Consider the following 23,835-nt stretch of genomic DNA (forward strand, 5'->3'; position numbering starts at 1 on the left):
ACCAGCCCCGGAAGATCCGATGGCCGACACCTGCGCCCCCGCCGTCCCGACCCCCACCGAACCGGGGCAGAGCCACCTCTTCCTGGTGGACGGGTCGGGCTACATTTTCCGCGCCTATCACGCCCTGCCGCCCATGAGCCGGCGGGACGGAACGCCGGTGAACGCGGTGTTCGGCTTCTCCAACATGCTGGTGAAGCTGATTGACGACATGGATGCCGACCACATGGCGGTGATCTTCGACGCCAGCCGGTTCAGCTTCCGCAACGACATCTACCCTCAGTACAAGGCCCAGCGCCCCGACGCGCCGGAGGATCTGGTCCCGCAATTCCCGCTGATCCGCGAAGCGACCCGCGCCTTCAACGCGCCCTGCATCGAGATGGACGGGTTCGAGGCCGACGACATCATCGCGACCTATGCCCGCCAGGCGGTGGAGCAGGGCTGGCGCGTCACCATCGTGTCTTCCGACAAGGACCTGATGCAGCTCGTGCGGCCCGGCGTCGACATGTTCGACCCGATGAAGAACGTGGCGATCGGCCCGGATCAGGTGATGGAGAAGTTCGGCGTCGCCCCGAACAAGGTGGTCGACGTCCAGGCGCTGGCCGGCGACAGCGTCGACAACGTGCCCGGGGTGCCCGGCATCGGCGTCAAGACCGCCGCCCAGCTCATCGGCGAATACGGCGACCTGGAGACCCTTCTGGAGCGCGCGGGGGAGATCAAGCAGCCCAAACGGCGCGAGAACCTGATCGAACATGCCGAGCTGGCCCGCATCTCCAAGCAGCTCGTCACCCTGAAGGATGACGTGAACGTGCCGGAGCCGCTGGGCGACCTGGTGGTCCGCGGGATCGATTCCGACAAGATTCTGGCCTTCCTGCGCGAGCAGAACTTCAAGCGGCTGATCGCCCGGTTCGAAAGCGAGGCCGGACAGGCCGCCGGCGAGACCGCGTCCACCGCCGCCGTCTCCGCTCCGACCGGTGAGGCGGCCGGCTACGAGCTGGTGACCGACATGGCGGCGCTGCAGGGCTGGATCGCCGCGGCGGAGGCCCAGGGGGCGGTTGCTTTCGACACCGAAACGACCTCGCTCAACGCCATGCGGGCCGAGCTGGTGGGCGTGTCCCTCGCCCTGGCACCGGGCAGGGCCTGCTACATCCCCCTGCGCCATGTGGGTTCCGCCGCCCAGGGCGAGCTGCTCTCCGCCCCCTCCGCCGGCGACAACCCGGAGCAGGTGCCGTTCGAGCCGGCCATCGCCGCGCTGAAGTGGCTGTTCGAGAATCCGGCGGTCCTGAAGATCGCCCACAACGCCAAATACGACTGCCTGGTGCTGAGCCGGAAATCCAATGGCGGCATCGCGGTGGCACCGCTCGACGACACCATGTGCGCCTCCTACGTGCTGGAGGGCGGGCTGCACGGCCATGGGCTCGACGAGCTGTCGCTGCTGCATTTCGAGCATCGCAACATCAAGTTCGAGGAGGTCTGCGGCAAGGGCAAGAGCCAGATCGGCTTCGCCGAAGTGCCGCTCGACAGGGCCCGGGACTATGCCGCCGAGGACGCGGACATGGCGTGGCGCCTGCATCAGGTGCTGCGCCCGCGCCTGGTCGACGAGCACATGACGACGGTCTACGAGACCCTGGAGCGGCCGCTGATCCCGGTGCTGGTCGACATGGAGCGCAACGGCATCCGGGTCGACCCGAAGATCCTGAACGACATGTCGGCCGATTTCGCCAAGCGCCTGGTCGAGCGCGAGGGCGAGATCCACGCCCTGGCCGGCGAGCCGTTCAACGTCGCCTCCCCCAAGCAGCTCGGCGAGATCCTGTTCGACAAGATGGGCATTCCCGGCGGCAAGAAGGGCAAGACCGGCGCCTACAGCACCGGCGCCGACGTGCTGGAGGCGCTCGCCGCCCAGGGCATCGAGCTGGCGGAGAAGGTGCTCGACTACCGCCAGATCGCCAAGCTGAAGTCGACCTATACCGACGCGCTGGTGGGCGACATCAACCCGGAGACCAACCGGGTGCACACCTCCTATTCGATGACCGGTGCGGCCACCGGCCGGCTGTCCTCCAACGACCCGAACCTGCAGAACATCCCGATCCGCACCGAGGAGGGGCGCAAGATCCGCACCGCCTTCGTCGCCGAGCCGGGCAACCTGCTGCTCTCGGTCGACTACTCGCAGATCGAGCTGCGGCTGGTCGCCGACATCGCCGGGCTGGAGACCATGCGTGCCGCCTTCCGCGAGGGCATCGACATCCACGCCCAAACCGCCTCGGAGGTGTTTGGTGTGCCGCTGTCGGAGATGACGCCGGACATCCGCCGCAAGGCCAAGGCGATCAATTTCGGCATCATCTACGGCATTTCCGGCTTCGGCCTGGCGCGCCAGCTCGGCACGCCCCAGGGCGAGGCGCAGCAATACATCAACGCCTATTTCGAGCGCTTCCCCGGCATCCGCGACTACATGGACGAGATGAAGCGGCGGGCGCACGAATGGGGCTTCGTGGAGACCCGGTTCGGCCGCAAGGTCCATATCAACGCGATCCGCGAGAAGAACCCGGCGATGCGGAACTTCGGCGAGCGCGCGGCGATCAACGCGCCGATCCAGGGCACGGCCGCCGACATCATCAAGCGCGCCATGGTGCGCCTGCCGGTCGCGCTGCAGCGGGCGAACTCCAAGGCCCGGATGCTGCTGCAGGTGCATGACGAACTGCTCTTCGAGGTGCCCGAGGGCGACGTCGAAGCGACCGCTGCCCTGGTGAAGGAAGTGATGGAGGGGGCCGCCGCCCCGGTCCTGAAGCTGTCGGTCCCGCTGGTCGCCGAGGCCGGCTGGGGCGAGAGCTGGGCCACCGCGCATTGAGGGACCCCGAGACATGAACCTCGACACCACCGCCCCGGCGCCCGCCTTCTTCGGGGCGCGCACCGACCTGCCCCTGGCCGAGGCCGAGATCGTGCTGTTCGGCGCACCCCACGGCACGCCCTATCCGGAGTTCAGCAACGAAGCGCTCGCCGGCACGGCGGCGACGCTCCGCCGGGCGCTCAATCACGATGCCGGCTGGGCGCATCACTGGGATTTCGACCTGGGCCGGCCGCTGGACGACGACGGCAGCCTGAAGTTCCTGGATGCCGGCGACCTGAAGACCGCCTCCCTGGACGGGGCCGGCAACCGGGAGAAGATCCGGGCGGCCACCGCCGCCGTCGTGGCGGCGGGGGCGGTGCCGATCATGATCGGCGGCGACGATTCCGTGCCGATACCCTTCATCGAGGCGCTGGCGCCGCTCGGCCCGCTGACCGTCGTCCAGGTCGACGCCCATATCGACTGGCGCGACGAACGGCGCGGCGAGAAATACGGCTTCTCCAGCACCATGCGCCGGGCCTCGGAGATGGCCCATGTGGAGCGCATCGTGCAGGTCGGTATCCGCGGCCTGGGTTCCGCCATGCAGGAGGAAGTGCAGATCGCCGAGACCTGGGGGGCGGACATCGTCACCGCCCGCGAGATCCACCGCCACGGCATCGAGGCCGCGCTGGAGCATATTCCGGCCGGCGCCAACTGCCTGATCACGCTGGATTGCGACGCCCTGGATCCGTCGATCATGAAGGCCGTCGTCGCCCCGACCCCGGGCGGGCTGAGCTACACCCAGGCGATCGAGCTGATCCACGGCGTGGCGGCCAAGGCCCGGCTGCGGGCCTTCGACATGATCGAGTTCATCCCCGAGCGCGACCCGGACGGTTTGTCCGCCCTCACCGCCGCGCGGATCCTCGTCAATGCGATCGGTGCGATTTCCTCGACTGCCCGTTGACGAAACTTTAATAGTCTCGCGGCAGGGTTCCGCGCCGCGTCTTTCCGACCGGCGGTCATTTGGGGATGGGGTTCCATGGCACTGTTCGACGATATCGTTGCTAATCTGACGCAGGAATTCCTCGGCGAATCCTCCGACCGGCTGGCGCGCATGCAGGTCTCGCTGACCAACCTCGCCAGTTCGGGGAAGGCGAACCGGGACGCCATCATGACCCTGTCGCGCGAGATCCACAGCGTGAAGGGTGCCGCCGCGAACTTCCAGTTCCGCACCGTCGCCACCGTCGCCCACCGGTTCGAAGACTACATGTCGGCGACCCTCGATCAGACGCCCCTGCCGATCGAGGACTACCAGCGCTTCGTCGACTGTCTGTCGGATCTGATCGAGCTCGGCCGCGAGCCGGACCCCAAGACCTCCGCCAAGATGCAGAGCCGGCTGCCGGTCCTGGCGGATTTCGATCCGACCAGCGTGTCGGCCAAGCCGGGCCACGCCCTGGTGGTGATCCGGGCCCGGACCATGGGCCACATGCTGTCGCGCGAGCTGGCCAATTGCGGCTTCCGCGCCCAGACCGCGCTGGACGTGTTCGACGCGGTGCGCCTCTCGGTGACCGAGCGGCCGGACATCGTGCTCACCTCGGCCGTGATGGACGGGATCTCCGGCGTCGACCTGATCAACGCCCTGCGCAGCATCAAGGCGACGGCGGACCTGCCCTGCGCGGTGGTCACCTCCTTCGACCGGAATCATCCGGAGCTGGCCGGCCTGCCGAAGGACGCCGGCGTCGTGCGGCTGGGCAAGACCCTGTCCGACGATCTCGGCGCGGTCCTGACCGGAGTGACGCCGCGCTGATCCGGGGCGATCTCGCACCGACGGGGCGGCGGGGACGCGCCTTTCCGCTTTGCTTGACGGGCGAGCCGTGCTCAAACCCGCCGCCATGAGCTCCGACACCCCCACGCCCGACTCCCCCTCTCCCGGCGACGCGCACACCAGCGACGCGCACACTGGCGATGCCAAGATCTCCGCCGCCCGCAGCGTCGCCTTCGACCTGCTGCGCGCGGTCCTGGCCAAGAAGACGCCGCTGGACGAGGCGCTGGTCGCCCATGACGGGATGAACTGGCTGCCGGACCGCGACCGCGGCTTCGCCCGCACCCTGGTGGCGACGACCCTGCGCCGGCTGGGCCATGTGGACCGCATGATCGACGCCTGCCTGTCCCAGCCGCTGCCGCTGAAGGCCTCGGCCGTGCGCGACGTGCTGCGGATCGCAGCGACAGAGCTGCTGATCCTGAAGGTCGCGCCGCACGCCGCGGTGGACAGCGCGGTCAATCTGGTGCGCTCGCGCGGCCATGAGAAATTCGTCAAGCTGACCAACGCCGTGCTGCGCCGGCTCGACCGGGAAGGCAGTGCCGCGATCGAGGCCCTGCCGGCGCTGGACGCCCTGCCCCACTGGCTGGCGCGGAGCTGGCGCGCGACCTATGGCGACGAGACCGCCGAAGCCATGGCCGCCGCCGTGCAGCGCGAGCCGGTACTGGACATCACGGTGAAATCCGACCCCGCCCCCTGGGCCGAGACGCTGGGCGCGCAGATGCTGCCGACCGGCACCCTGCGCCGGCCGATCGAGGGCCGCATCGACGCCCTGCCGGGCTTCGCCGAGGGCGCCTGGTGGGTGCAGGACGCTGCCGCCGCCCTGCCGGTGAAGCTGCTGGGCGACGTCGCCGGCAAGACGGTGGTCGACCTCTGCGCCGCTCCAGGCGGCAAGACCGCCCAGCTCGCCGCCGCCGCGGCCAATGTCCTGGCCGTCGACCGGGCGGCCAAGCGGGTCAAGCGGATGCAGGAGAACCTCAGCCGCCTGCAGCTTTCCGCCACTTGCGTGACCGCCGACGCCGCCAAGTGGCGGCCGCCGCTGCCGGTCGACGCGGTCCTGCTCGACGCCCCCTGCTCGGCCACCGGCACCCTGCGCCGGCATCCGGACATCCCCTGGCTGAAGGGCGAGGCCGACGTGGCCAAGCTCGTGGGCCTGCAGGACCGACTGCTGAATGCGGCGCTGGAGATCGTGAAGCCGGGCGGCACGGTGGTGTTCTGCACCTGCTCCCTGGAGAGCGCCGAAGGGATCGACCGGATCGCCGCCCTGCTGGCGCGCAACCCGGCCGTGCGCCGGGTGCCGATCGCGGCCCAGGAGATCGGCGGCCTCGACGCGCTGATCACCGCCGAGGGCGATCTGCGCACCCGGCCGGATCACCTGGCCGACTTCGGCGGCATGGACGGGTTCTACGCCTGCCGCCTGATCAAGGGCTGACCGGCCGGCTCAGTACACGTCGCGCCGGTAGTCGCCGCGCGCCGCCATCTCCTGCAGCACACCCTCGCCCAGCATCTCCACCAGCAGGGCGTGGACCGAGGCGCCGATGCCGTCGGCCCCGCCGCACACATAGACCACCGCGTCCCGGGCGAGCCAATCGCGCAGGGTCTCCGCCTCGCCGCGCAGCCGGTCGGGAACCCGGCACCGCTCGCCGTCGCCGCGCGAGAAGGCGAGGTCGAGGCGGCCGATCCAGCCGGCCCGGTGCCAGGCCAGCAGTTCCGCCTGGGGTCCCGTGGACGTAGCCGGCAGACGGTCGCCATAGACCACCCAGTTCGCCCCGCCGCCGGCGGCGATCCTGGCGGCAAGCTGCGCGCGGATCCCGGCGATCCCCGACCCGGCACCGATCAGCAGCATCGGCCGGTCCAGCGGCGGGCAGCGCAGGTGCGGGTTGGCGCGGATGCGCAGGCCGATCCGGCGTCCGGCCGCCCCCGTCGCGGTGAGCAGCCCGGTCCCCAGGCCGGGACTGCCGTCGGGGTGGAACGCCGGCCGCACGACCAGCGACAGCCCACCCTCCGCCGGCAGCGAGGCGATGGTGTAGTCGCGCCGGCTGTCGCCCACCGAAATCTCCGCCACGTCACCGGCCCCCCAGTCCGGCAAAGGCCCCTCCGGCACCAGCCGCACTAGGGCCAGATCCTCGCGATCCGGCATCGGGCCGGTGCTCTGGCGCGCCACCCGGTCGATGCGCCAGGGCGCCGACCCATCCCCCGCAGGGGGAGAAATGTCCGGGCCGGCGATCCGGTCGAGCACCCGGGTCCAGCCCGTCCGGCTGGCGGGCATCATCGCGTCGATCTCGGCCCTTTCGGTCAGCGGCCGCGCGCCCGACGCCTGCAGCCAGGAATCCAGGGCCCGGCCGAAGCCGCAGAACGCCGGGTAGTCGCTGTCGCCCAGCGCGACCAGGGCGTAGTCGAGACCGGACAGGTCAGCCGGCGCCGCCATGGCCGTGCGATGAAACCGGATCGCCGGATCCGGTGGCTCTCCCTCCCCCGTCGTCGCCACCACGAACAGCGCCCGGCGGGCGACGGCGAGGTCGGCGACCCCGATTTCGCCGAGGGGCACGAGGCGGGCAGAAAGCCCGGCGGCGGCGAGCCGGCTTGCGGCCTGGGCGGCCAGATCGGCGGCGGTACCGGTCTGGCTCGCATGCACGACCAGCCAGCCGCCATCGCCGTCGCTCCTCTCCGACCGGCCGGGGAGCAGGACGGCGCAGCAGAAGGCGAGATAGAGCGCGACCGCCGCCCCGGCCTCCAGGGCGCGTGCGGCAGCCGATCCGTCCGCCGGCAGGACTAGGCAAAGGCCGGCGACGGCGAGCATCCCGGCCCCCAGCGCGGCGACCCGGAACCGGGCGCCCGGCAGGCGGTCGGCGGGCACGGGCAGTGCCAAGGTCATGAGGGGCCGTCCATCGCCGCCATCGCCCGGGACAGCCGCGCCTCGACACCCTGCCGCGTGCGGATCAGGAAGCGGGCGGCAAGGCCATGGGCGTCCGCCGCCGCCATGCCCTTCTCCGGCCCCATGACCAGCAGCCCGGTGGCGAAGGCGTCGGCATCCCCGCAGCAGCCGGTCAGGACGGACACGGCCAGGGTGTCGCCGGCATAGGGACGGCCCGAGCGCGGATCGATCAGCTCCCCCAGGGGCCGGCCGGTGCGGGTCCGGTAGCCGGAGGTCGCCAGGGCGGCATCGCTCAGCGCCACCAGGGTCTGCGGATCGCCGTCGCGTCCCGACCCCAGCCGCTCCAGGGCGACCCACCAGGGGCGGCGGTCCGGCTTGACGCCGCGGCCGACGAACTCGCCGCCGATTTCCGCCAGATGGGACACCGCCCCGGCCTCGGCCAGACGGGCGGAGAGGCGGTCCACCGCATGGCCCTTGGCGATGGCGGACAGCTCGAGCACTAGGCCGCCCGGCTGGGTCGCGGTGCGGTTCCGGCGGTCGAGCTCCACGTCGCGCCACCGGCCGATCCGGTCATGGCCCTGACGCCAGCCGCCGACCGTGGGGTCGAACGCGCCCCCGGTCAGCGCGGCGATCTCCAGCGCCCGGCCGAGCACGGCGGCGAAAAGCCCGCTCACCGGCACCCGGCTTCCGGCGGGTGCGCGGTTGAAGCGGCTGATCTCCGACGCCGGCCGCCAGGTGCTCAGCGCATCGCAGACGGCCTCGAAGTCCCGGTGGATCGCGGCGGCCAGCGCGGCGGTGTCCAGGTCGGGTCCGGCGACGGCCGTGGCGCGCCAGGACGTGCCCATGGTTTCGCCGCCCAGCCGGTGAAGCGTTGCCGCCCGGTCGGGCCAGCGATCCGGCGCCGGCAGTCCCGGCGGCACCAGAACCCGCCAGCCGGATGCCGACGGGGCCGAGACTGGGGCGGGTGCCGAGACCCCGGTCACTGGGGCAGCACTTCCACGGTCGCGGTATAGCCGGCACGGCGGGTGGCGCCGTCGGCATCCTTGTCGTCGCTGCGGATATCGGTGCCGATCCAGTAGCGCCCGGCTTCCGGCCAGGCGATCTCGACCATGCCGTCGGCGTCGGTCCGCAAGACCCGGTCGCCGGCCTCCGAGCGGTAGCGGCCGTCGCCCTGCACCACCTCGACCTCCAGGCCCTCCACCGGGCCGCCGTCCAGCAGGAACCGGAACCGCGCCGTCTCGCCGGCATAGAGATCGTTGGGATGGGTGACCGCCACCATCTCCAGCCCCGCGCCGACCGGCGCCAGCGCCTCTTTTGTCGGCGGGCCCACCGTCACGAAGGTTTCCACGCGGTTGTCGAACCGGCTGATCGCCACGTTGGTGGCCGAAGCGGGGATGGCGGTGGCGATCTCCTCCTTTGCGCCGCGCCAGCGCTTGCGCGCGCCGTCGAGCTCGTAGCGGGCGAAATAGCCGGACGAGACCACGGCCAGCCGGTAGGTCCCGGGCTGAGCCAGCGGCAGGTCGAAGGTGCTGCGGAACCGGCCAGTGGCTTTGTTCTCGGCCGCCACGGGCTGGCCGTCCGGGCCGGTCAGCGTCAGGTCGTCGAGCCCGAGCGGGCGGTGTTCGAACACGAACAGGTCGTTGGAGACGGCAGCGTCGACGGTGATCCAGGGATCCTCGCCCGACAGGACGGTGGTCGACGGCAGCAGCCAGGCGCGGTGCGCCTCGGCGGGGAGCGGCAGCAGGCCGAGAACGGCGGCGAAAGTCAGGGTCAGAACGCGGGTCATGCGCGGCCTCCTGGCAAGATGGGGGACAGGACGGGGAAGAGAGGGCAAGAAAGCGGGGGTCAGGGCCGGACGGTGACGGTCACCCGGCCAAGTTCCTCGGCACCGGAGGCGTCGCGGGTGGTCGCCGCGGCGGCCGGCCAGGAGAACGGCACCCGCACCACCTCGCGGCCGCCGACCTCGCGGGCGGCCTCCACCACCAGCACGTAGTCGCCGTCGGCCAGACCGGCGACGGCCTCGCCCGGCACCTCGAAGACGACCTCCTGGCTGCCCGGCGCGCGGGTCGGGCCGCTGACCCCGTCGATCTCGGCGGGGGACAGGTCGCGGCCGATGCGGCGCCACCACTGGCGCATGTCCTTGAGCCATTTGGTGCCCTCGCCGCCGCGCATGTCGTGGTCGTACCAGAGCGCCAGATTGGCGGCGACGGAGCTGTCCGGCCGCTCCAGCCAGATCCCGACATAGGGCCGGTGATACTCGGCGACGGCCAACTCGGGGATATCGACGGTCACTTCCAGGGAGGAAGCGAGGGCCGGCGTGGCGAGGACGCCGCCGAGGGTCGCGGTGAGGACGATGCGCATGGGGGTCCCGATCAGTGGATGAACAGAATGACGAGAAGGACGGGGGCCAGGAGCCCGAAGCCGACCAGCGGCCAGGTCGACGGCCGGGCGCCGGCGTTCAGCCAGAGCAGGCCGAGGCCGGTGAGGCTGAAGATAAGGGTCGCGCCGGCGAACGCGTCGATGAACCAGCGCCAGACGTCGCCGGTGTCGCGCCCTTTGTGCAGGTCGTTCAGGAAGGCGACCGGTCCGCGAGAAGTGCGCTCCGCCGTCACCGCGCCATCTGGCAGGGCGATCGCCACCCAGGCATCGCCGCCGGGCCGGGGCAGGGCGACATAGGCCTCGCCCGCCGACCATTCCACCGGCCGGTCGCGCGGGTCGATCCCGGCGCGCGGCGCCAGCCAGTCGGCCACGGCGTCGGGCAGCGCGGCGTCCTGCCGCCGGGCGGCGGCGGCGGTCTCGGCGGCGAGCGCCGGCGGCAGCGTCCCGGTCCACTCGACGCGCTGCGGGGCGGCCGGGATGTCGGCCGCGTGGTTCAGGGTGATGCCGGTGGCGGCGAAGAACACCATGCCGATCAGGCTCAACGCTGCCGACACCCAGTGCCACAGACGGATCTGACGCAGCCAGAACGCCCGACCCCACCCGGCGGCCGGGCGTGGAGCCGCGGGGTTCCGGATCGCGACCGTCGCGATATCAGAACGGCTTACGGACATGGGAAACGGTTCCAGGGTTGTGCCGGACGGGGGGATGAGCGTCTTGACAAGCATTAACGGTAATGCGAAGCATTTGCAATAAGGTCGATCACGCTCGGCCGCCACTTCTGCGATCCCAACCCGCCGCATTCTTGACCGCCAGGCCCGATGACCGACGACAACCCGATGCAGAACGCACCGACGGGTAAGCCCCGGACCGTCGAACCGGACGCGATCCGTCGCCGGATCGACGTCGCCGACCTTCTGGGCGCCGACCGCGAGGTGTGCCTCGTCCACCGCGGCGCCGAATATCTCCTGCGCCTCACCAGCAATGGAAAGCTGCTCCTCACGAAATGAGGGGTTCCACCCGCCCAGCCAGCCATGCAGGAGACGGACGCCGTCCTCCGCTAGCCAGCCAGACCGACACTCTGACCTCGCTACGGAGATCCCGTTCATGTCCGAACTCGACCTCGGCCCACGGCCGATAACGCCGCTTCCCGAGCGCCTGCGGGCCGGCACCGCCGTCGGCGTCCTGCTGTCCTGCGCCATGACCACCACCGCCCTGGCCCAATCGACCACACCGTCGGCCACCCCGTCCGCCGCGCCGGCGAGCGAGACCTCGAGCAGCATCGTGCTGGATCCGGTGAACGTGGTCGGCGACCGGCCGGTCGGCTACAAGGTCGACCGCTCGGCCAGCGACAAGTTCACCGCCCCGCTGCTCGACACGCCGAAAAGCGTGACCGTGATCCCCGAGGAGGTGATCGAGCAACGCGGGGCGACGACCCTGGAGGAGGTGTTCCGCACAACGCCGGGCATCACCCTGGGCGCCGGAGAAGGCGGGGTGCCCGGCTCCGACCGGCCGCTGATCCGCGGCTTCAACGCCGAGAGCAACGTCTATATCGACGGCCTGCGCGACACCGGCGCACAGACCCGAGGCACCTTCAACCTGGAGCAGGTCGAGATCGTGAAGGGGCCGGGCTCCGCCTTCGCCGGGCGCGGCTCCACCGGCGGCAGCATCAACCTGGTCACCAAGACCCCGAAGGCGGAGACCTTCGTGGAGGGCTCGGCCACCGTCGGCACCGACAAGACCAAGCGCGCGACGGTCGACGCCAACTACGCCGTCAACGAGAGCGTGGCGGTGCGCATGAACGTGCTCGGCCATGACGGCGAGGTGGCGGGCCGCGATTCCGTCGAGATGAGCCAGTACGGCATCGCCCCGTCGATTTCGGTCGGCATGAACGGTCCGACCCGGGGCACCCTCGCCCTGTCGCATTTCCAGACCGACGACACGCCGGATTACGGCATCCCCTACGACCGGACGACCGGCCAGCCCGTGGATGTCGACCGTGACAACTTCTACGGCCTGACGAACCGCGACTTTCGCGAGACCCAGTCTGACCAGGTCACCCTGACGCTGGAGCACGACGTCACCGACGCGCTGACGGTGCGCAACGTTACCCGCTATAGCTGGTCGACCATCGACTACATCGTCACCAACCCGGACGACAGCGCCGGCAACGTCGCCAACGGGTCGGTCTGGCGGGCGATCAAGAGCCGCAACTCCGACACCGAGATCGTCGCCAACAACACCGAGCTGCTCGGCAACGCCCATGACGGCTGGTTCGGCCACAGCTTCATCTTCGGTGTGGAAGCCAGCCAGGAGGACAGCCAGAGCCGCGGCTACTCGGTCGACACCGGCAACCGGGACTGCTCGGTCACCGGGATCGGCGCCGCGTCGAACTACAACTGCACCGATCTCTACAACCCGAACCCGGGCGATCCCTGGACCGGGTCGATCACCCCGTCCTCCAGCTATCGCGACGCGAAGACCACCACCGTGGCGGCCTATGCGTTCGACACGATCGAGCTCACGCCGCAATGGTCGATCAACGGCGGCCTGCGCCTGGACAACTACAAGACCGAGGTGCAGAGCGGCGGCGGGCGCGGCGGCGACTTCGACGGATCGGCCAGCGACACCTTCCTGAACTACCAGGCCGGCGTGGTCTACAAGCCGCTGCCGAACGGCAGCATCTACGCCAGTTTCGGCACCTCCTCCGACCCGTCCGGCGCCAGCGGCGGCGAGGGCTCGGAGAACCTGTCGGCCGCCAACATGAACCTCGATCCCGAACGCTCGGTCAGCTACGAGATCGGCACCAAGTGGGAGCTGATGAACCGCAAGCTGTCGGTCACCGGCGCTATCTTCCGTACCGAGAAGACCAATGCCCGGGTCACCGATCCGGCCGGCGGCACCGAGCAGGTGCTCGACGGCGAGCAGCGGGTCGACGGCTTCGAGCTGGGTCTCGCCGGCCGGATCACCGACAAGTGGCAAGTGTTCGGCGGCTATACCTACATGGCGTCGGAGATCGTCGACGACGGGGCCGGCACCACCGACGGCAACGAGATCCCCAACGTGCCGGAGCACAGCTTCAGCATCTGGTCGACCTACGACGTGTTCGCCGACTGGACCCTGGGCGGCGGCGCCACCTACATGTCGAGCCGCTTCGGCGACACGGCCAACACCCGCAGCGTGCCTGAATTCTGGCGCTTCGACGCGATGGTGGAGTTCCAGCCGACCGAGAACCTCGCGCTGCGTCTGAACGCCAACAACATCTTCGACGAGCGCTACTTCGACAAGCCGTACACCACCCATTTCGCCACGGTGGCGCCGGGCCGCTCGGTCCTGCTCACCGCCGTCGCGAAGTTCTGATCACCCGGCCCGGTCCAGACATGGGCCGGGCCCCCTACCAGGATCGTTCCCCGCCATGATGCTGCATGTCCCCGGTGTCCTCACCCCCGACCAGGTCCAGGAATGCCGACGGCTGGTCGACGCCGCCCGCTGGGTCGACGGTCGGGTGACCGCCGGACACCAGTCGGCCACCGTCAAGAACAACGCCCAGATCCCGGAAGGCGACGACGAAGCCCGAGCCGCCGGCGAGATGATCCTGCAGGCGCTGAACCGGCACCCGATGTTCGTATCGGCCGCCCTGCCGCATACGATCTTTCCGCCGCTGTTCAACAGCTATGCCGGCGGCCAGAATTTCGGCAATCACGTGGACAATTCGATCCGCTACTCGCCGGTCACCGGCCAGCGGATCCGCACCGACCTGTCCTGCACCCTGTTCCTCAGCGCGCCGGACGACTACGACGGTGGAGAGCTGGTGGTGGAGGATACCTACGGCGCCCATGCGGTGAAGCTGCCGGCCGGCGACCTGATCCTCTACCCGTCGACCAGCGTGCACCATGTCCGCCCGGTGACGCGCGGCGCCCGGGTGTCCTCGTTCTTCTGGCTGCAGAGCATGGTGCGCGACGACGGCGAACGGACCATGCTGTTCGAGCTCGACACCACGATCCAGCGGCTGTCGGCGGAACAGCGCGACCAGGGCAGCCTCGTCGCCCTGACGGCGCTCTATCACAACCTGCTGCGGCGCTGGGCCGAGGTTTAGGCCGCGTCGGGAACCGGCCAGGCGCGCATCGCCATTTTCGCTACGTCCCTGAGCTGCTCGCAGGTGGCGCCGCCGCTGGCCTGGACCGACATGCCGTGGCTGATCGTGGCGACGAAGCGGGCCAGCACGTCCGGATCGGTGCCCGGCGGCAGGCGGCCGTCCGCGCATTCCTCCGCGAACCGCTCGCGCAGCCGCGCCTCGTAATTCGCCCGGATCTTCGCCAGCTCGAGATGAACCGGCTCGGAATCCGCCGAACAGGCCAGCGCGCCCTGCACCGACAGGCATCCGACCGGATGCTCCGGATCGGTGAGGATCTCGGCCGCCCCGTCGAGCAGTTTGGCGACCACGTCCCGGGCGGTGGGTTCCTTCAGAACCTCCTCGAAGAACTCGTTCTTCAGCTCGATGTAGCGCGCCAGGGCCCTTTGGAAGAGTTCTTCCTTGTTGCCGTAGGTGGCATAGAGGCTCGGACGGTTGATGCCCATCGCCTCGGTCAGGGCCGATATCGACGCGCCCTCGTAGCCGGAACGCCAGAACACGTCGAGGGCCCTGTCGAGCGCAGTTACCTCACAAAATGTCCGCGGCCGACTCATGGCCAGAATCCTCCACTCGATTTTTTTTGTACCGATCGGTAAGGTGGGTACTTGACCCTCCCATGTCCACCCTCCATATCCGGCGAACCGATTTAATACCAATCGGTACAAAACTAGATATGGAGCGCTCCGATGGCCGGTACTCATTCCAAAGGCCGAGGCTACAAAATCATACTGGGATCGGCCGCGGTAGCAGCAATCATCGCCGCCGGCATGATCGCCATGTCTCCCTCCCTCTCCGAAGAGACCGCGACGGCGGCGGAACCCGCCCCGTCAGTTCAGGCGCCGCCCGCCATTCCGGTCTCCGTCGCGACGGTCGAGGCCCAGGATCTGGTGGGCTGGAAGGAATTCGCCGGGCGTCTTGAGGCGGTGGAGCGGGTCGACGTGCGCTCCCGCGTCGCCGGACAGGTCCTGGCCGTGCATTTCCGCGAGGGCAGTCTGGTGCAGGCCGGCGATCTGCTGGTGACCATCGATCCGGAGCCCTTCGCCGCCGAGGTGGCGCGGGCCGAGGCGCAGACCACCGCCGCCCGGGCCCGTCTGTCCTTCACCAAGAAGGAGCACGACCGCGCCCAGCAGCTGGTGAAGACCCGGACCCTGCCGATCCGCGAGGGCGACAGCCGGGCCAACGCCTACCGCGAGGCCCAGGCCAACCACCAGGCGGCCGAGGCGGACCTGAGAAAGGCCAAGCTCGACCTCGGCTATACCGAGATCCGCGCGCCGGTCTCCGGCCGGGTCGGCGAGATCCTGGTCGATGTCGGCAACCTGGTTCCGGCCGGCGCCAGCGCCCCGGCCCTGACCACCCTGGTCTCGGTCGATCCGATCTATGCCAGCTTCGAGGCTGACGAGCAGGTGGTGCTGCAGGCGATCCGCGACCTCGGCACCGGCGGCGTCCGCGACGTGTCGCGCATCCCGGTGGAGATGGCCCCGACCTTCGAGGGCCAGGAGCCGATCCGCGGCCATCTGCAGTTCATCGACAACACGGTCAACGCGGCCAGCGGCACGATCCATGTCCGCGCCCAGTTCGACAATCCGGACGGAATGCTGATCCCCGGCCAGTTCGCCAGGCTGCGCATGGGCACCGCGGGCACGGCCCGCTCCCTGCTGATCACCGACCGGGCGGTCGGCATCGACCAGGGCAAGAAGTTCGTCCTGGTGGTCGACGAGACCGACACCGTCGCCTATCGCGAGGTCACCCTCGGCCCGAATGTCGGCCGCCTGCGGATCGTGACCAGCGGTCTGGCCGCCGGCGAGCGGATCGTCGTCAACGGCCTGCAGCGGGTCCGGCCGGGCGCCCGCGTCGCCGCCGAGACGGTCGCCATGACTCCCGACCTGCCGATGGAGACGGCGTCCAACTGACGCCGTCCCCCGTCCTCCCTCTCTCCCTGCCGCACATCACCCTCCCGAGTTCCGGATCCGTGACATGAACATCTCCCGTTTCTTCATCGACCGTCCGGTCTTCGCCGGGGTGCTGTCGGTTCTCATCTTCATCGCCGGGCTTGTCGCCCTGCGCACCCTGCCGATCTCCGAGTATCCCGAGGTCGTGCCGCCCACCGTGGTCGTCAGCGCCCAGTATCCGGGCGCCAACCCGAAGGTCATCGCCGCCACCGTGGCGACGCCGATCGAGGAGGCGATCAACGGCGTGGAGGACATGCTCTACATGAGCAGCCAGGCCACCACCGACGGCCTGATGACCCTGACCGTGACCTTCCGCCTGGGCACCGACCCGGACAAGGCGCAGCAGCTCGTGCAGAACCGGGTCACCCAGGCCGAGCCGCGCCTGCCCGAAGAGGTCCGCCGTCTCGGCGTGACGACGGTGAAGAGCTCGCCCGACCTGACCATGGTCGTGCACCTGCTGTCGCCGAACGACCGCTACGACATGACCTATCTGCGCAACTACGCGGTCCTGAACGTGAAGGACCGGCTGGCGCGGATCGAGGGCGTGGGCCAGGTCCGGCTGTTCGGCTCCGGCGACTACGCCATGCGGATCTGGCTCGACCCGCAGAAGGTCGCCGAGCGCGGCCTGTCCGCCGGCGACGTCGCCGCCGCGATCCGGTCGCAGAACATCCAGGCGGCCGCCGGCATCATCGGCGCCTCCCCGGGCCTGATCGGCGTCGACCTGCAGCTCCCCGTCAACGCCCAGGGCCGGCTGGAGACCGAGGAGGAATTCGGCGACATCATCGTCAAGACCGGCACCGACGGCGCGGTCACCCGGCTGCGCGACATCGCCCGGATCGAGCTGGGGGCGGCCGAATACGCCCTGCGTTCGCTGCTGGACAACAAGTCGGCGGTCGCCATCCCGATCTTCCAGGCGCCGGGCTCCAACGCCATCCAGATCTCCGACGACGTCGGCGCGACCATGGAGGAGCTGAAGGGCTACATGCCCCAGGGGGTGGACTACGAAATCGTCTACGACCCGACGCAGTTCGTCCGCGCCTCCATCGAATCCGTGATCCACACCCTGCTGGAGGCGGTCGGGCTGGTGGTGCTGGTGGTGATCCTGTTCCTGCAGACCTGGCGGGCGTCCATCATCCCGCTGCTGGCCGTGCCGGTCTCGGTGGTGGGGACCTTCGCCGCCATGCATCTGCTCGGCGTGTCGATCAACGCCCTGTCCCTGTTCGGGCTGGTGCTGGCCATCGGCATCGTGGTCGACGACGCCATCGTCGTGGTCGAGAACGTGGAGCGCAACATCGAGGAGGGACTGGCGCCCAAGGCCGCGACCTACAAGGCCATGCGCGAGGTCTCCGGCCCGATCATCGCCATCGCCCTGGTGCTGGTGGCGGTCTTCGTGCCGCTGGCCTTCATCACCGGCCTGACCGGCCAGTTCTACGAGCAGTTCGCCCTGACCATCGCGATCTCCACGGTGATCTCGGCGGTGAACTCGCTGACCCTGTCCCCGGCCCTGGCCGCCCTGCTGCTGAAGGGGCACGACGCGCCGAAGGACTGGCTGACCCGGGCGATGGACTTCGCCTTCGGCTGGCTGTTCCGCGGCTTCAACGCGGTGTTCCGGCGCGGCTCCAACGCCTATGGCGGCGGCGTGGCGCGGGTAACCCGGCAAAAGACGGTGACCGTCGGCCTGTACCTGGCGCTGCTGGGCGCCACCTACGTCATCTTCAACCAGGTGCCCGGCGGCTTCGTGCCGATGCAGGACAAGCAGTACCTGATCGGCTTCGCCCAGCTGCCCAACGGCTCCACCCTGGACCGCACCGAGGGCGTGATCCGCGAGATGAGCCGGATCACCCTGGACGACCCGGACGTGGAGCACGCGGTCGCCTTCCCCGGCCTGTCCATCGCCGGCTTCACCAACAGTTCCAGCGCCGGCATCGTCTTCGCCACCCTGAAGCCGTTCGAGGAGCGCCAGGGGCCGGCCCACAGCGCCGGGGCCGTCGCCGGCCGCCTGAACGCCCAGTACGGCGCGATCAAGGACGCCTTCGTGGTGATCTTCCCGCCGCCGCCCGTGCAGGGCCTTGGCACCACCGGCGGCTTCAAGCTGCAGATCGAAGACCGCGCCTCCCACGGCTACGAGGCGCTGAACGGGGCGGTGCAGACCTTCCTGGCGGCGGCCCGCCAGGCGCCGGAGCTGGCCAACCTGTTCACCAACTACCAGGTGAACGTGCCCCAGCTCTATGCCGACCTGGACCGCACCAAGGCCCAGCAGCTCGGCGTGTCGGTGACCGACGTGTTCGAGACCCTGCAGATCTACCTGGGCAGCCTCTATGTGAACGACTTCAACCGGTTCGGCCGCACCTACTCGGTCCGGATGCAGGCCGACGCCCAGTACAGGGCCCAGCCGGAGGATATCGGCACCCTCAAAGTCCGCTCCAGCTCCGGCGCCATGGTGCCCCTGTCGGCGCTGCTGACGGTGGAGCCGGCGGTCGGCCCGGAACAGGCGATGCGCTATAACGGCTTCATCGCCGCCGATGTCAGCGGCGCGCCCGCCCCCGGCTATTCGTCCGGCCAGGCCCAGGCGGCGGTGGAGCGGATCGCGGCGGAAAACCTGCCGGCCGGGTTCAGCTTCGAATGGACCGACCTGACCTACCAGCAGATCCTGGCGGGCGATTCCTCCCTGATCATCTTCCCCCTGGCCCTGCTGCTGGTGTTCCTGGTGCTGGCCGCCCAGTACGAGAGCCTGAGCCTGCCGCTGGCGATCATCCTGATCGTGCCGATGAGCGTGCTGGCGGCGATGACGGGTGTGTGGCTGACCGGCGGGGACAACAACGTCTTCACCCAGATCGGTCTGGTGGTGCTGGTCGGCCTCTCGGCGAAGAACGCCATCCTGATCGTGGAATTCGCCCGCGATCTGGAACTGTCGGGACGCGGTCCGGTGGCCGCCGCGATCGAGGCCAGCCGGCTGCGGCTGCGGCCGATCCTGATGACCTCCATGGCCTTCATCATGGGCGTCGTGCCGCTGATCACCTCGACCGGGGCGGGTGCGGAGATGCGCTACGCCATGGGGCTGACGGTGTTCTCCGGGATGATCGGGGTGACCGCCTTCGGGATCTTCTTCACCCCGGTGTTCTACGTCGTCGCCCGGGCGCTGACCGGGAACAGGCCGCTGCGCCACGCGGCGGAGGTGGAACACTTCAACGCCCACGATCCGATCCCGGCCCCGGGGGAGTAACCCCCCCCCGCCTCCCCGGCGGCCGGTACGGGCGTCCCTCGCGCAGGCGGGGGGCGCCCGTCGCTTTCGCGGCACCGGGAACAAGCCGCGATCAACCCGGCCGCGATCCGCCGATCGCGCCGCTCCACCACTCCGGCGGCGGCGACCGTGACCGGAGTGGGTTTCCGTACCGACGGTAGGGCGGTGCCGGGGCACAGGCGCTTGATGCGACCGGCGCAACCTGCTACCGACCCGGCATGGCCAACGCTCCGCTGATCGCCCCCTCCATTCTCGCCGCCGACTTCGCCAAGCTCGGCGAGGAGATCCGTGCCGTCGACGCCGCCGGCGCCGACTGGATCCATGTCGACGTGATGGACGGACATTTCGTTCCGAACATCTCGCTGGGCCCGGCGATCGTGAAGGCGATCCGGCCGTATACGGCCAAGACCTTCGACGTCCACCTGATGATCTCGCCGGTCGACGCCTATGTGCCCGGCTTCATCGAGGCCGGCGCCGATATCGTCACCGTCCATCCGGAAGCCGGCCCGCACGTCCACCGCACCCTGCAGCTCATCCGCTCCCTGGGGGCGAAGGCCGGGGTCGCGCTGAACCCGGGCACGCCGGTGGAGGCGCTGGACAATCTGATCGACATGGTCGACCTGATCCTGGTGATGACCGTGAACCCGGGCTTCGGCGGCCAGGCCTTCATCGCCTCCCAGCTCGAGAAGATCGCCGCCGTGCGCCGGCGGATCGACGCCACCGGCCGCGCCATCCACCTGGAGGTCGATGGCGGCGTGACGGCGGAGACGTCCGGGCGCATCGTGGCGGCGGGTGCCGACGTGCTGGTCGCCGGCACCGCGACCTTCAAGGGCGGGACGGAGGCCTATGCGGCGAACATCGCCGCGATCAGGGCCGCCAACTGACGGGAGACGTGCGGTGAGCAGGCGGCGGGATAGGCGCGGACTGTCGGATCGCCTGCGGGACGCCTATTTCGCCTCGCCGGTACACGCGTGGCGTCTGTCGGGTCCCGTGCCGGACGGTCTCGCCGTGTCGATCACCGATGCCTGGACCGGCGATTCCGACCTCGGCCGCGAGCTTCTGGAAGGCACCTACACCCTCGGCGGGACCGCCGTGCAGGTGGGGGCGGATCCCTGGGGCCAGACCGGCTACAGCGATGCCGCGCTGGAGGCCCTGCACCGGTTCGAATGGCTGCGCGACCTGCGCGATCTCGGCGGCGATGCCGCCCGCCGGCGCGCCCGCGACCTGGTCGGCGCCTGGATCGAGCGCTATCCGGCCTGGGACCGTCTGGCCTGGCGCGCCGACCTGCTGGCCGCCCGCGTGGCCGCCTGGGTCCATACCTTCGGCTTCTTCGCCGATTCCGCCGATGACGAGTTCCGCCGCCGGGTGCTGGAAAGCCTGATCCGCCAGTACCGCCACCTGCAAAGCGCGGTCGAAAGCGGTCCGGACGGCGTGTCGCGTCTGGAGACCCTACGCGGCGCCCTGATCGCCGGGGTGGCGCTGGGTGCGGACGGCGACGAGGTTCAGGGGCTGGTCGACCGCCTCGACGCCGCCATCCGCGCCCAGGTGCTGCCCGACGGCGGCCACCGCTCGCGCTCGCCCGCCATGCAGACCGATGCGCTGGTCGCCCTGGTCGACGCGCGCGCCGCCCTGCGCGCTGCGGGCCGGGAGTCCACCGCCGCCCTGGACGAGACGATCCAGCGCATGACCGGCGTGCTGCGGATGCTGCGCCACGGCGACGGTGGGCTCGCCCTGTTCAACGGCGCCACCGAGGGCCAGGTCTGGCGCCTGGACACCCTGATCGCCCGGACCGAGGCCAAGACGCGGGCCGTCACCTCCGCCCTGGAGACCGGGTTCGAGCGGCTGGTCGCCGGCCGTGCCGTCGCCATCATCGACACCGGCGCACCGGTCGCCGCCGACGACACCGCCCACGCCGGCACGCTCAGCCTGGAATTCTCCGTCGGCAAGGAACGGCTGGTGGTCAATTGCGGCGCCGCCCCGGGCGACCCGCGCTGGCAGGGGCTGCTGCGCGCGTCGGCCGCCCATTCCGGGCTGGTGATCGACGACACCAACACCACCGAATTGCGGGCCGACGGCAGCCTCGGCCGCCGCCCGGCCCAGGTACGCCTGGAACGCTGGGAGGCCGACGGGGCCGTTTGGGTCGAGGCCGAGCATGACGGCTACCGCGAGAGCCACTCGATCCTGCATCGCCGCCGCCTGTTCCTGGCGGCCGGCGGCGACGATCTGCGCGGCGAGGACGTGCTGACCTATACCGGCGGGCCGGGCGCCAAGCCGACGGAGGCGGCGATCCGCTTCCACCTGCATCCGCGGGTCTCCGCCTCGCTGATCCAGAACGGCGCCTCGGTGCTGCTGCGCATGCCGTCGGGCGGCGGCTGGCGTCTGCGGGTCACCGGCGGCAAGCTGGCGCTCAACGAGAGCGTCTATTTCGGCGAAGGCGGCCATCTGCAGCGCACCCGCCAGATCGTCATCGGCGTGCCGCTGGACGAGCTGCGGGAGCTGGAGTCGATCTCGGTGAAATGGGCCCTGCGCCGCGAGGACAGGCGCTAGACGGCGCCGGGGGTCCCCGGTCGTCCGAATGCCTCCTATCTCCCTTGGTGCCGGCTGTGTATAAGCCCTTGCGATGTCCGCGCTCCTGATCCTTCTCGGCCTGGCCGCCGCCCTGTCCTGTCTCGCCACCCGGGCGGTGCTGGCCCTGCTGCGGCGCGCGGCGATCCTCGACCATCCCAACGACCGCTCGAGCCACGCCGTTCCCACCCCGCGCGGCGGCGGCATTGCCGTGATCGCCAGCATCGTCGTCGCCAGCCTCGGCTGGTCCATGGTCGCCGGGCAGCCCGGTAGCGATCAGACCGGGGGTGGGCTCGGCGTCGCCCTCGCCCTGGCGATCGGCCTGAGCGTCCTGTCCTTCGTCGACGACCTGCGCAACCTGTCCGCCGGCATCCGTCTCGCCGCGCATTTCCTGGCGGTGGCCGGCGGTCTCTGGGCGCTGGGCGGACATGGGGCCTTCGCCGCCTATCTGCCGCAGCCGCTGGACCTGGCGCTGACCGCCCTTGGCTGGCTCTGGTTCATCAACCTGTACAATTTCATGGACGGGATCGACGGCATCGTCGGCAGCGAGACCGCCGCCATTGCGGTGGGCGTCGGCGGTCTGGCGGTCCTCGGCCTCGCCCCGGCCACGCTTTTCGCTCCGAGCGCCGCGATCCTCGGTGCCGCCATCGGCTTCCTGGTGTGGAACTGGCACCGGGCGAAGATCTTCCTCGGCGATTCCGGCAGCATTCCGCTCGGCTTCCTGATGGGCTACCTGCTGGTCGCCACCGCCCAGCCGGGCGGCGCGGCCCTGGCGGCGGCCCTGGTGCTGCCGCTGGTCTTCGTGCTGGACGCCTCGGTCACCCTGCTGCGCCGCCTCGCCCGTGGCAAGAAGCCGACAGAGGCCCATCGCGAGCACGCCTATCAGCGCGCCACCCAGGGCGGCTGGCCGCATGACCGGGTATGCCTGGCGGTGATCGCCGCCAATGCCGGGCTGATCGCCCTCGCCTGGTTGGTGGCGCCGGTGCAGCCGTGGCTCACCGTCGTCCTCGGCCTTGCGGTGGCGGCCCTGTGCTACGGCCTGCTGATGCGCGTCTACGACCTGGATCGCGCCCGAGGCTCCGCATGAAGGTTCTGGTCACCGGGGCGAGCGGCTATGTCGGGCGCGCCGTCCTGCGCGATCTGGAGGCCGCGGGTCACGGGATCGTCGCTGCCGTGCGCGATCCCGCCCGTCTGCCGCCGCGCTGGCGCGACCGGGCGGCGGCGGTCGGCGAGATCTCTGCGGATACCGACTGGTCCGCCGCCCTGAGCGGGGTCGACGCGGTGGTGCATCTGGCCAGCCCCAGCGCTCCGGGCGGCCTCGCCGACGATATTCTCGACCGCATCGTCGTTGCGGGAACGAAACGGCTTGCCGAAGCCGCCCAGCGCGCGGGCGCACGCCGATTCGTCTTCATGAGCTCGGTCAAGGCGGTGGGTGAGACCACCCCCTTCGCCGGCGTAGACGAGACCGTCGACCCCGCCCCGGAGGATTCCTACGGCCGGGCGAAGATCGCCGCCGAGCGGGCGCTGCAGGACACCGCGCTGTCGTATCCCGGGCTGGAGGTCGCGATCCTGCGCCCGCCGCCGGTCTACGGCCCCGGCAGCGGCGGCAACGTGCGCAGGATCATCGACTTCCTGCGCGGCGCCCCGCCGGTTCTGCCGCTGGGCATCCTCGGCAACCGCCGCTCGTTCCTGCATCGCGACAATCTGGCGTCGGCCACCCTGGCCTGTCTTGAAAAGCCGGAGGCCGCGGGCCGCACGTTCTTCGTGACCGACGGCGAGCCGCTGTCCACCGGCGCGCTGGTGCGGCGGATCCTGACGGCCCTGGACCGAAGGGCGCTGCTGCTGCCCCTGCCGGCCGCCGGGCTGTCCCGGCTCGGCGCCACCGGCCGGCGGCTCGGCGCGTCCTGCGTCTTCGACGATACCGCCCTGCGCCGGACCCTGGACTGGAAACCGGTCGTCGACGGCCGCGCGGGCATGCTAGAGGCCGTCCGGTTCGCGGCGGATCCTCTGCAAACTGCCGTTCGGGGAGATCAGCCGTGCTAGACTCCCGTCCCGGATCC

At 70.3% G+C, this 23,835-nt stretch carries 19 protein-coding genes; 13 read left to right on the forward strand and 6 right to left on the reverse strand.

Annotated elements, in window-relative coordinates; all coding sequences use genetic code 11:
* Positions 1-19 precede the first annotated feature (19 nt).
* The 4 genes from polA to T8K17_RS04065 all read left to right on the forward strand — a co-directional run bounded on the left by polA (position 20) and on the right by T8K17_RS04065 (position 6,069).
* Complete coding sequence (gene polA / locus T8K17_RS04050; RefSeq protein WP_322333224.1) at positions 20-2,842, forward strand: DNA polymerase I; 2,823 nt, start codon at positions 20-22, stop codon at positions 2,840-2,842.
* A 13-nt stretch (positions 2,843-2,855) separates the two neighbouring features.
* Positions 2,856-3,782 (forward strand): arginase family protein, encoded by a 927-nt coding sequence (locus T8K17_RS04055; RefSeq protein WP_322333225.1) that lies wholly within the window; start codon positions 2,856-2,858, stop codon positions 3,780-3,782.
* Positions 3,783-3,857: 75 nt separating this feature from the next.
* Positions 3,858-4,625, forward strand: a complete 768-nt coding sequence (locus tag T8K17_RS04060; RefSeq protein ID WP_322333226.1) for an Hpt domain-containing protein — start codon at positions 3,858-3,860, stop codon at positions 4,623-4,625.
* Between the two features lie 67 nt (positions 4,626-4,692).
* The gene (locus tag T8K17_RS04065; protein WP_322333227.1) at positions 4,693-6,069 is read left to right on the forward strand and encodes an RsmB/NOP family class I SAM-dependent RNA methyltransferase; all 1,377 of its coding nucleotides are present in this window, start codon (positions 4,693-4,695) and stop codon (positions 6,067-6,069) included.
* Between the two features lie 9 nt (positions 6,070-6,078).
* On the opposite strand, the gene T8K17_RS04070 is transcribed toward T8K17_RS04065, so the two are convergent.
* Genes T8K17_RS04070 through T8K17_RS04090 form a run of 5 tightly spaced genes read right to left on the reverse strand, consistent with a single transcriptional unit; the run spans position 6,079 to position 10,562 of the window.
* On the reverse strand, positions 6,079-7,512 hold the full coding sequence (locus tag T8K17_RS04070) for an NADPH cytochrome P450 oxidoreductase family protein (protein WP_322333228.1): 1,434 nt from the start codon (positions 7,510-7,512) through the stop codon (positions 6,079-6,081).
* Positions 7,509-8,432, reverse strand: a complete 924-nt coding sequence (locus T8K17_RS04075; protein WP_322333229.1) for an FAD:protein FMN transferase — start codon at positions 8,430-8,432, stop codon at positions 7,509-7,511. The genes T8K17_RS04070 and T8K17_RS04075 overlap by 4 nt, the downstream gene beginning before the upstream one ends.
* Before the next feature lie 59 nt (positions 8,433-8,491).
* On the reverse strand, positions 8,492-9,298 hold the full coding sequence (locus T8K17_RS04080; protein WP_322333230.1) for a DUF4198 domain-containing protein: 807 nt from the start codon (positions 9,296-9,298) through the stop codon (positions 8,492-8,494).
* A gap of 59 nt (positions 9,299-9,357) precedes the next feature.
* Positions 9,358-9,873, reverse strand: a complete 516-nt coding sequence (locus T8K17_RS04085; protein ID WP_322333231.1) for a DUF2271 domain-containing protein — start codon at positions 9,871-9,873, stop codon at positions 9,358-9,360.
* An 11-nt stretch (positions 9,874-9,884) separates the two neighbouring features.
* Positions 9,885-10,562 (reverse strand): PepSY-associated TM helix domain-containing protein, encoded by a 678-nt coding sequence (locus T8K17_RS04090; protein ID WP_322333232.1) that lies wholly within the window; start codon positions 10,560-10,562, stop codon positions 9,885-9,887.
* A gap of 147 nt (positions 10,563-10,709) precedes the next feature.
* On the opposite strand from T8K17_RS04090, the gene hemP reads away from it, so the two are divergent.
* From hemP to T8K17_RS04105, 3 genes are all read left to right on the forward strand, one after another.
* Positions 10,710-10,898 carry a hemin uptake protein HemP gene (hemP, locus tag T8K17_RS04095; RefSeq protein ID WP_322333233.1) on the forward strand — a complete coding sequence of 63 codons (189 nt, stop codon included), beginning with the start codon at positions 10,710-10,712 and terminating at the stop codon, positions 10,896-10,898.
* A gap of 97 nt (positions 10,899-10,995) precedes the next feature.
* Complete coding sequence (locus T8K17_RS04100) at positions 10,996-13,248, forward strand: TonB-dependent siderophore receptor (RefSeq protein WP_322333234.1); 2,253 nt, start codon at positions 10,996-10,998, stop codon at positions 13,246-13,248.
* A gap of 55 nt (positions 13,249-13,303) precedes the next feature.
* Positions 13,304-13,984, forward strand: a complete 681-nt coding sequence (locus tag T8K17_RS04105; RefSeq protein ID WP_322333235.1) for a Fe2+-dependent dioxygenase — start codon at positions 13,304-13,306, stop codon at positions 13,982-13,984.
* Here T8K17_RS04105 and T8K17_RS04110 read toward each other — a convergent pair.
* Positions 13,981-14,574: a TetR/AcrR family transcriptional regulator gene (locus tag T8K17_RS04110; protein WP_416153167.1), complete on the reverse strand. Its 594-nt coding sequence runs from the start codon at positions 14,572-14,574 to the stop codon at positions 13,981-13,983. The genes T8K17_RS04105 and T8K17_RS04110 overlap by 4 nt on opposite strands.
* A 222-nt stretch (positions 14,575-14,796) precedes the next feature.
* On the opposite strand from T8K17_RS04110, the gene T8K17_RS04115 reads away from it, so the two are divergent.
* From T8K17_RS04115 to T8K17_RS04140, 6 genes are all read left to right on the forward strand, one after another.
* On the forward strand, positions 14,797-15,930 hold the full coding sequence (locus tag T8K17_RS04115) for an efflux RND transporter periplasmic adaptor subunit (RefSeq protein ID WP_322333237.1): 1,134 nt from the start codon (positions 14,797-14,799) through the stop codon (positions 15,928-15,930).
* Between the two features lie 64 nt (positions 15,931-15,994).
* Positions 15,995-19,192, forward strand: coding sequence for a multidrug efflux RND transporter permease subunit (locus T8K17_RS04120; protein ID WP_322333238.1), 3,198 nt, complete (start codon positions 15,995-15,997; stop codon positions 19,190-19,192).
* Positions 19,193-19,428: 236 nt separating this feature from the next.
* Positions 19,429-20,094: a ribulose-phosphate 3-epimerase gene (rpe, locus tag T8K17_RS04125; RefSeq protein WP_322333239.1), complete on the forward strand. Its 666-nt coding sequence runs from the start codon at positions 19,429-19,431 to the stop codon at positions 20,092-20,094.
* A 13-nt stretch (positions 20,095-20,107) separates the two neighbouring features.
* A complete protein-coding gene (locus tag T8K17_RS04130) occupies positions 20,108-21,757 on the forward strand; it encodes a heparinase II/III family protein (protein ID WP_322333240.1) in 1,650 nt (549 codons plus the stop codon).
* A gap of 73 nt (positions 21,758-21,830) precedes the next feature.
* Complete coding sequence (locus T8K17_RS04135) at positions 21,831-22,862, forward strand: glycosyltransferase family 4 protein (RefSeq protein WP_322333241.1); 1,032 nt, start codon at positions 21,831-21,833, stop codon at positions 22,860-22,862.
* The gene (locus T8K17_RS04140; protein WP_322333242.1) at positions 22,859-23,818 is read left to right on the forward strand and encodes an NAD-dependent epimerase/dehydratase family protein; all 960 of its coding nucleotides are present in this window, start codon (positions 22,859-22,861) and stop codon (positions 23,816-23,818) included. Before T8K17_RS04135 ends, T8K17_RS04140 begins: the two co-directional genes overlap by 4 nt.
* The last annotated feature ends 17 nt before the right edge of the window (positions 23,819-23,835 follow it).

This window comes from Thalassobaculum sp. OXR-137 (assembly GCF_034377285.1).
GTDB lineage: Bacteria > Pseudomonadota > Alphaproteobacteria > Thalassobaculales > Thalassobaculaceae > Thalassobaculum.

Bases quoted from the DNA above. Each gene is read 5' to 3' on its own strand.
- polA (WP_322333224.1), top strand. From the start codon at position 20: ATGGCCGACACCTGCGCCCCCGCCGTCCCGACCCCCACCGAACCGGGG.
- T8K17_RS04055 (WP_322333225.1), top strand. From the start codon at position 2,856: ATGAACCTCGACACCACCGCCCCGGCGCCCGCCTTCTTCGGGGCGCGC.
- T8K17_RS04060 (WP_322333226.1), top strand. From the start codon at position 3,858: ATGGCACTGTTCGACGATATCGTTGCTAATCTGACGCAGGAATTCCTC.
- T8K17_RS04070 (WP_322333228.1), bottom strand. From the start codon at position 7,512: ATGACCTTGGCACTGCCCGTGCCCGCCGACCGCCTGCCGGGCGCCCGG.
- T8K17_RS04080 (WP_322333230.1), bottom strand. From the start codon at position 9,298: ATGACCCGCGTTCTGACCCTGACTTTCGCCGCCGTTCTCGGCCTGCTG.
- T8K17_RS04085 (WP_322333231.1), bottom strand. From the start codon at position 9,873: ATGCGCATCGTCCTCACCGCGACCCTCGGCGGCGTCCTCGCCACGCCG.
- T8K17_RS04090 (WP_322333232.1), bottom strand. From the start codon at position 10,562: ATGTCCGTAAGCCGTTCTGATATCGCGACGGTCGCGATCCGGAACCCC.
- hemP (WP_322333233.1), top strand. From the start codon at position 10,710: ATGACCGACGACAACCCGATGCAGAACGCACCGACGGGTAAGCCCCGG.
- T8K17_RS04100 (WP_322333234.1), top strand. From the start codon at position 10,996: ATGTCCGAACTCGACCTCGGCCCACGGCCGATAACGCCGCTTCCCGAG.
- T8K17_RS04105 (WP_322333235.1), top strand. From the start codon at position 13,304: ATGATGCTGCATGTCCCCGGTGTCCTCACCCCCGACCAGGTCCAGGAA.
- T8K17_RS04110 (WP_416153167.1), bottom strand. From the start codon at position 14,574: ATGAGTCGGCCGCGGACATTTTGTGAGGTAACTGCGCTCGACAGGGCC.
- T8K17_RS04115 (WP_322333237.1), top strand. From the start codon at position 14,797: ATGTCTCCCTCCCTCTCCGAAGAGACCGCGACGGCGGCGGAACCCGCC.
- T8K17_RS04120 (WP_322333238.1), top strand. From the start codon at position 15,995: ATGAACATCTCCCGTTTCTTCATCGACCGTCCGGTCTTCGCCGGGGTG.
- rpe (WP_322333239.1), top strand. From the start codon at position 19,429: ATGGCCAACGCTCCGCTGATCGCCCCCTCCATTCTCGCCGCCGACTTC.
- T8K17_RS04135 (WP_322333241.1), top strand. From the start codon at position 21,831: ATGTCCGCGCTCCTGATCCTTCTCGGCCTGGCCGCCGCCCTGTCCTGT.
- T8K17_RS04140 (WP_322333242.1), top strand. From the start codon at position 22,859: ATGAAGGTTCTGGTCACCGGGGCGAGCGGCTATGTCGGGCGCGCCGTC.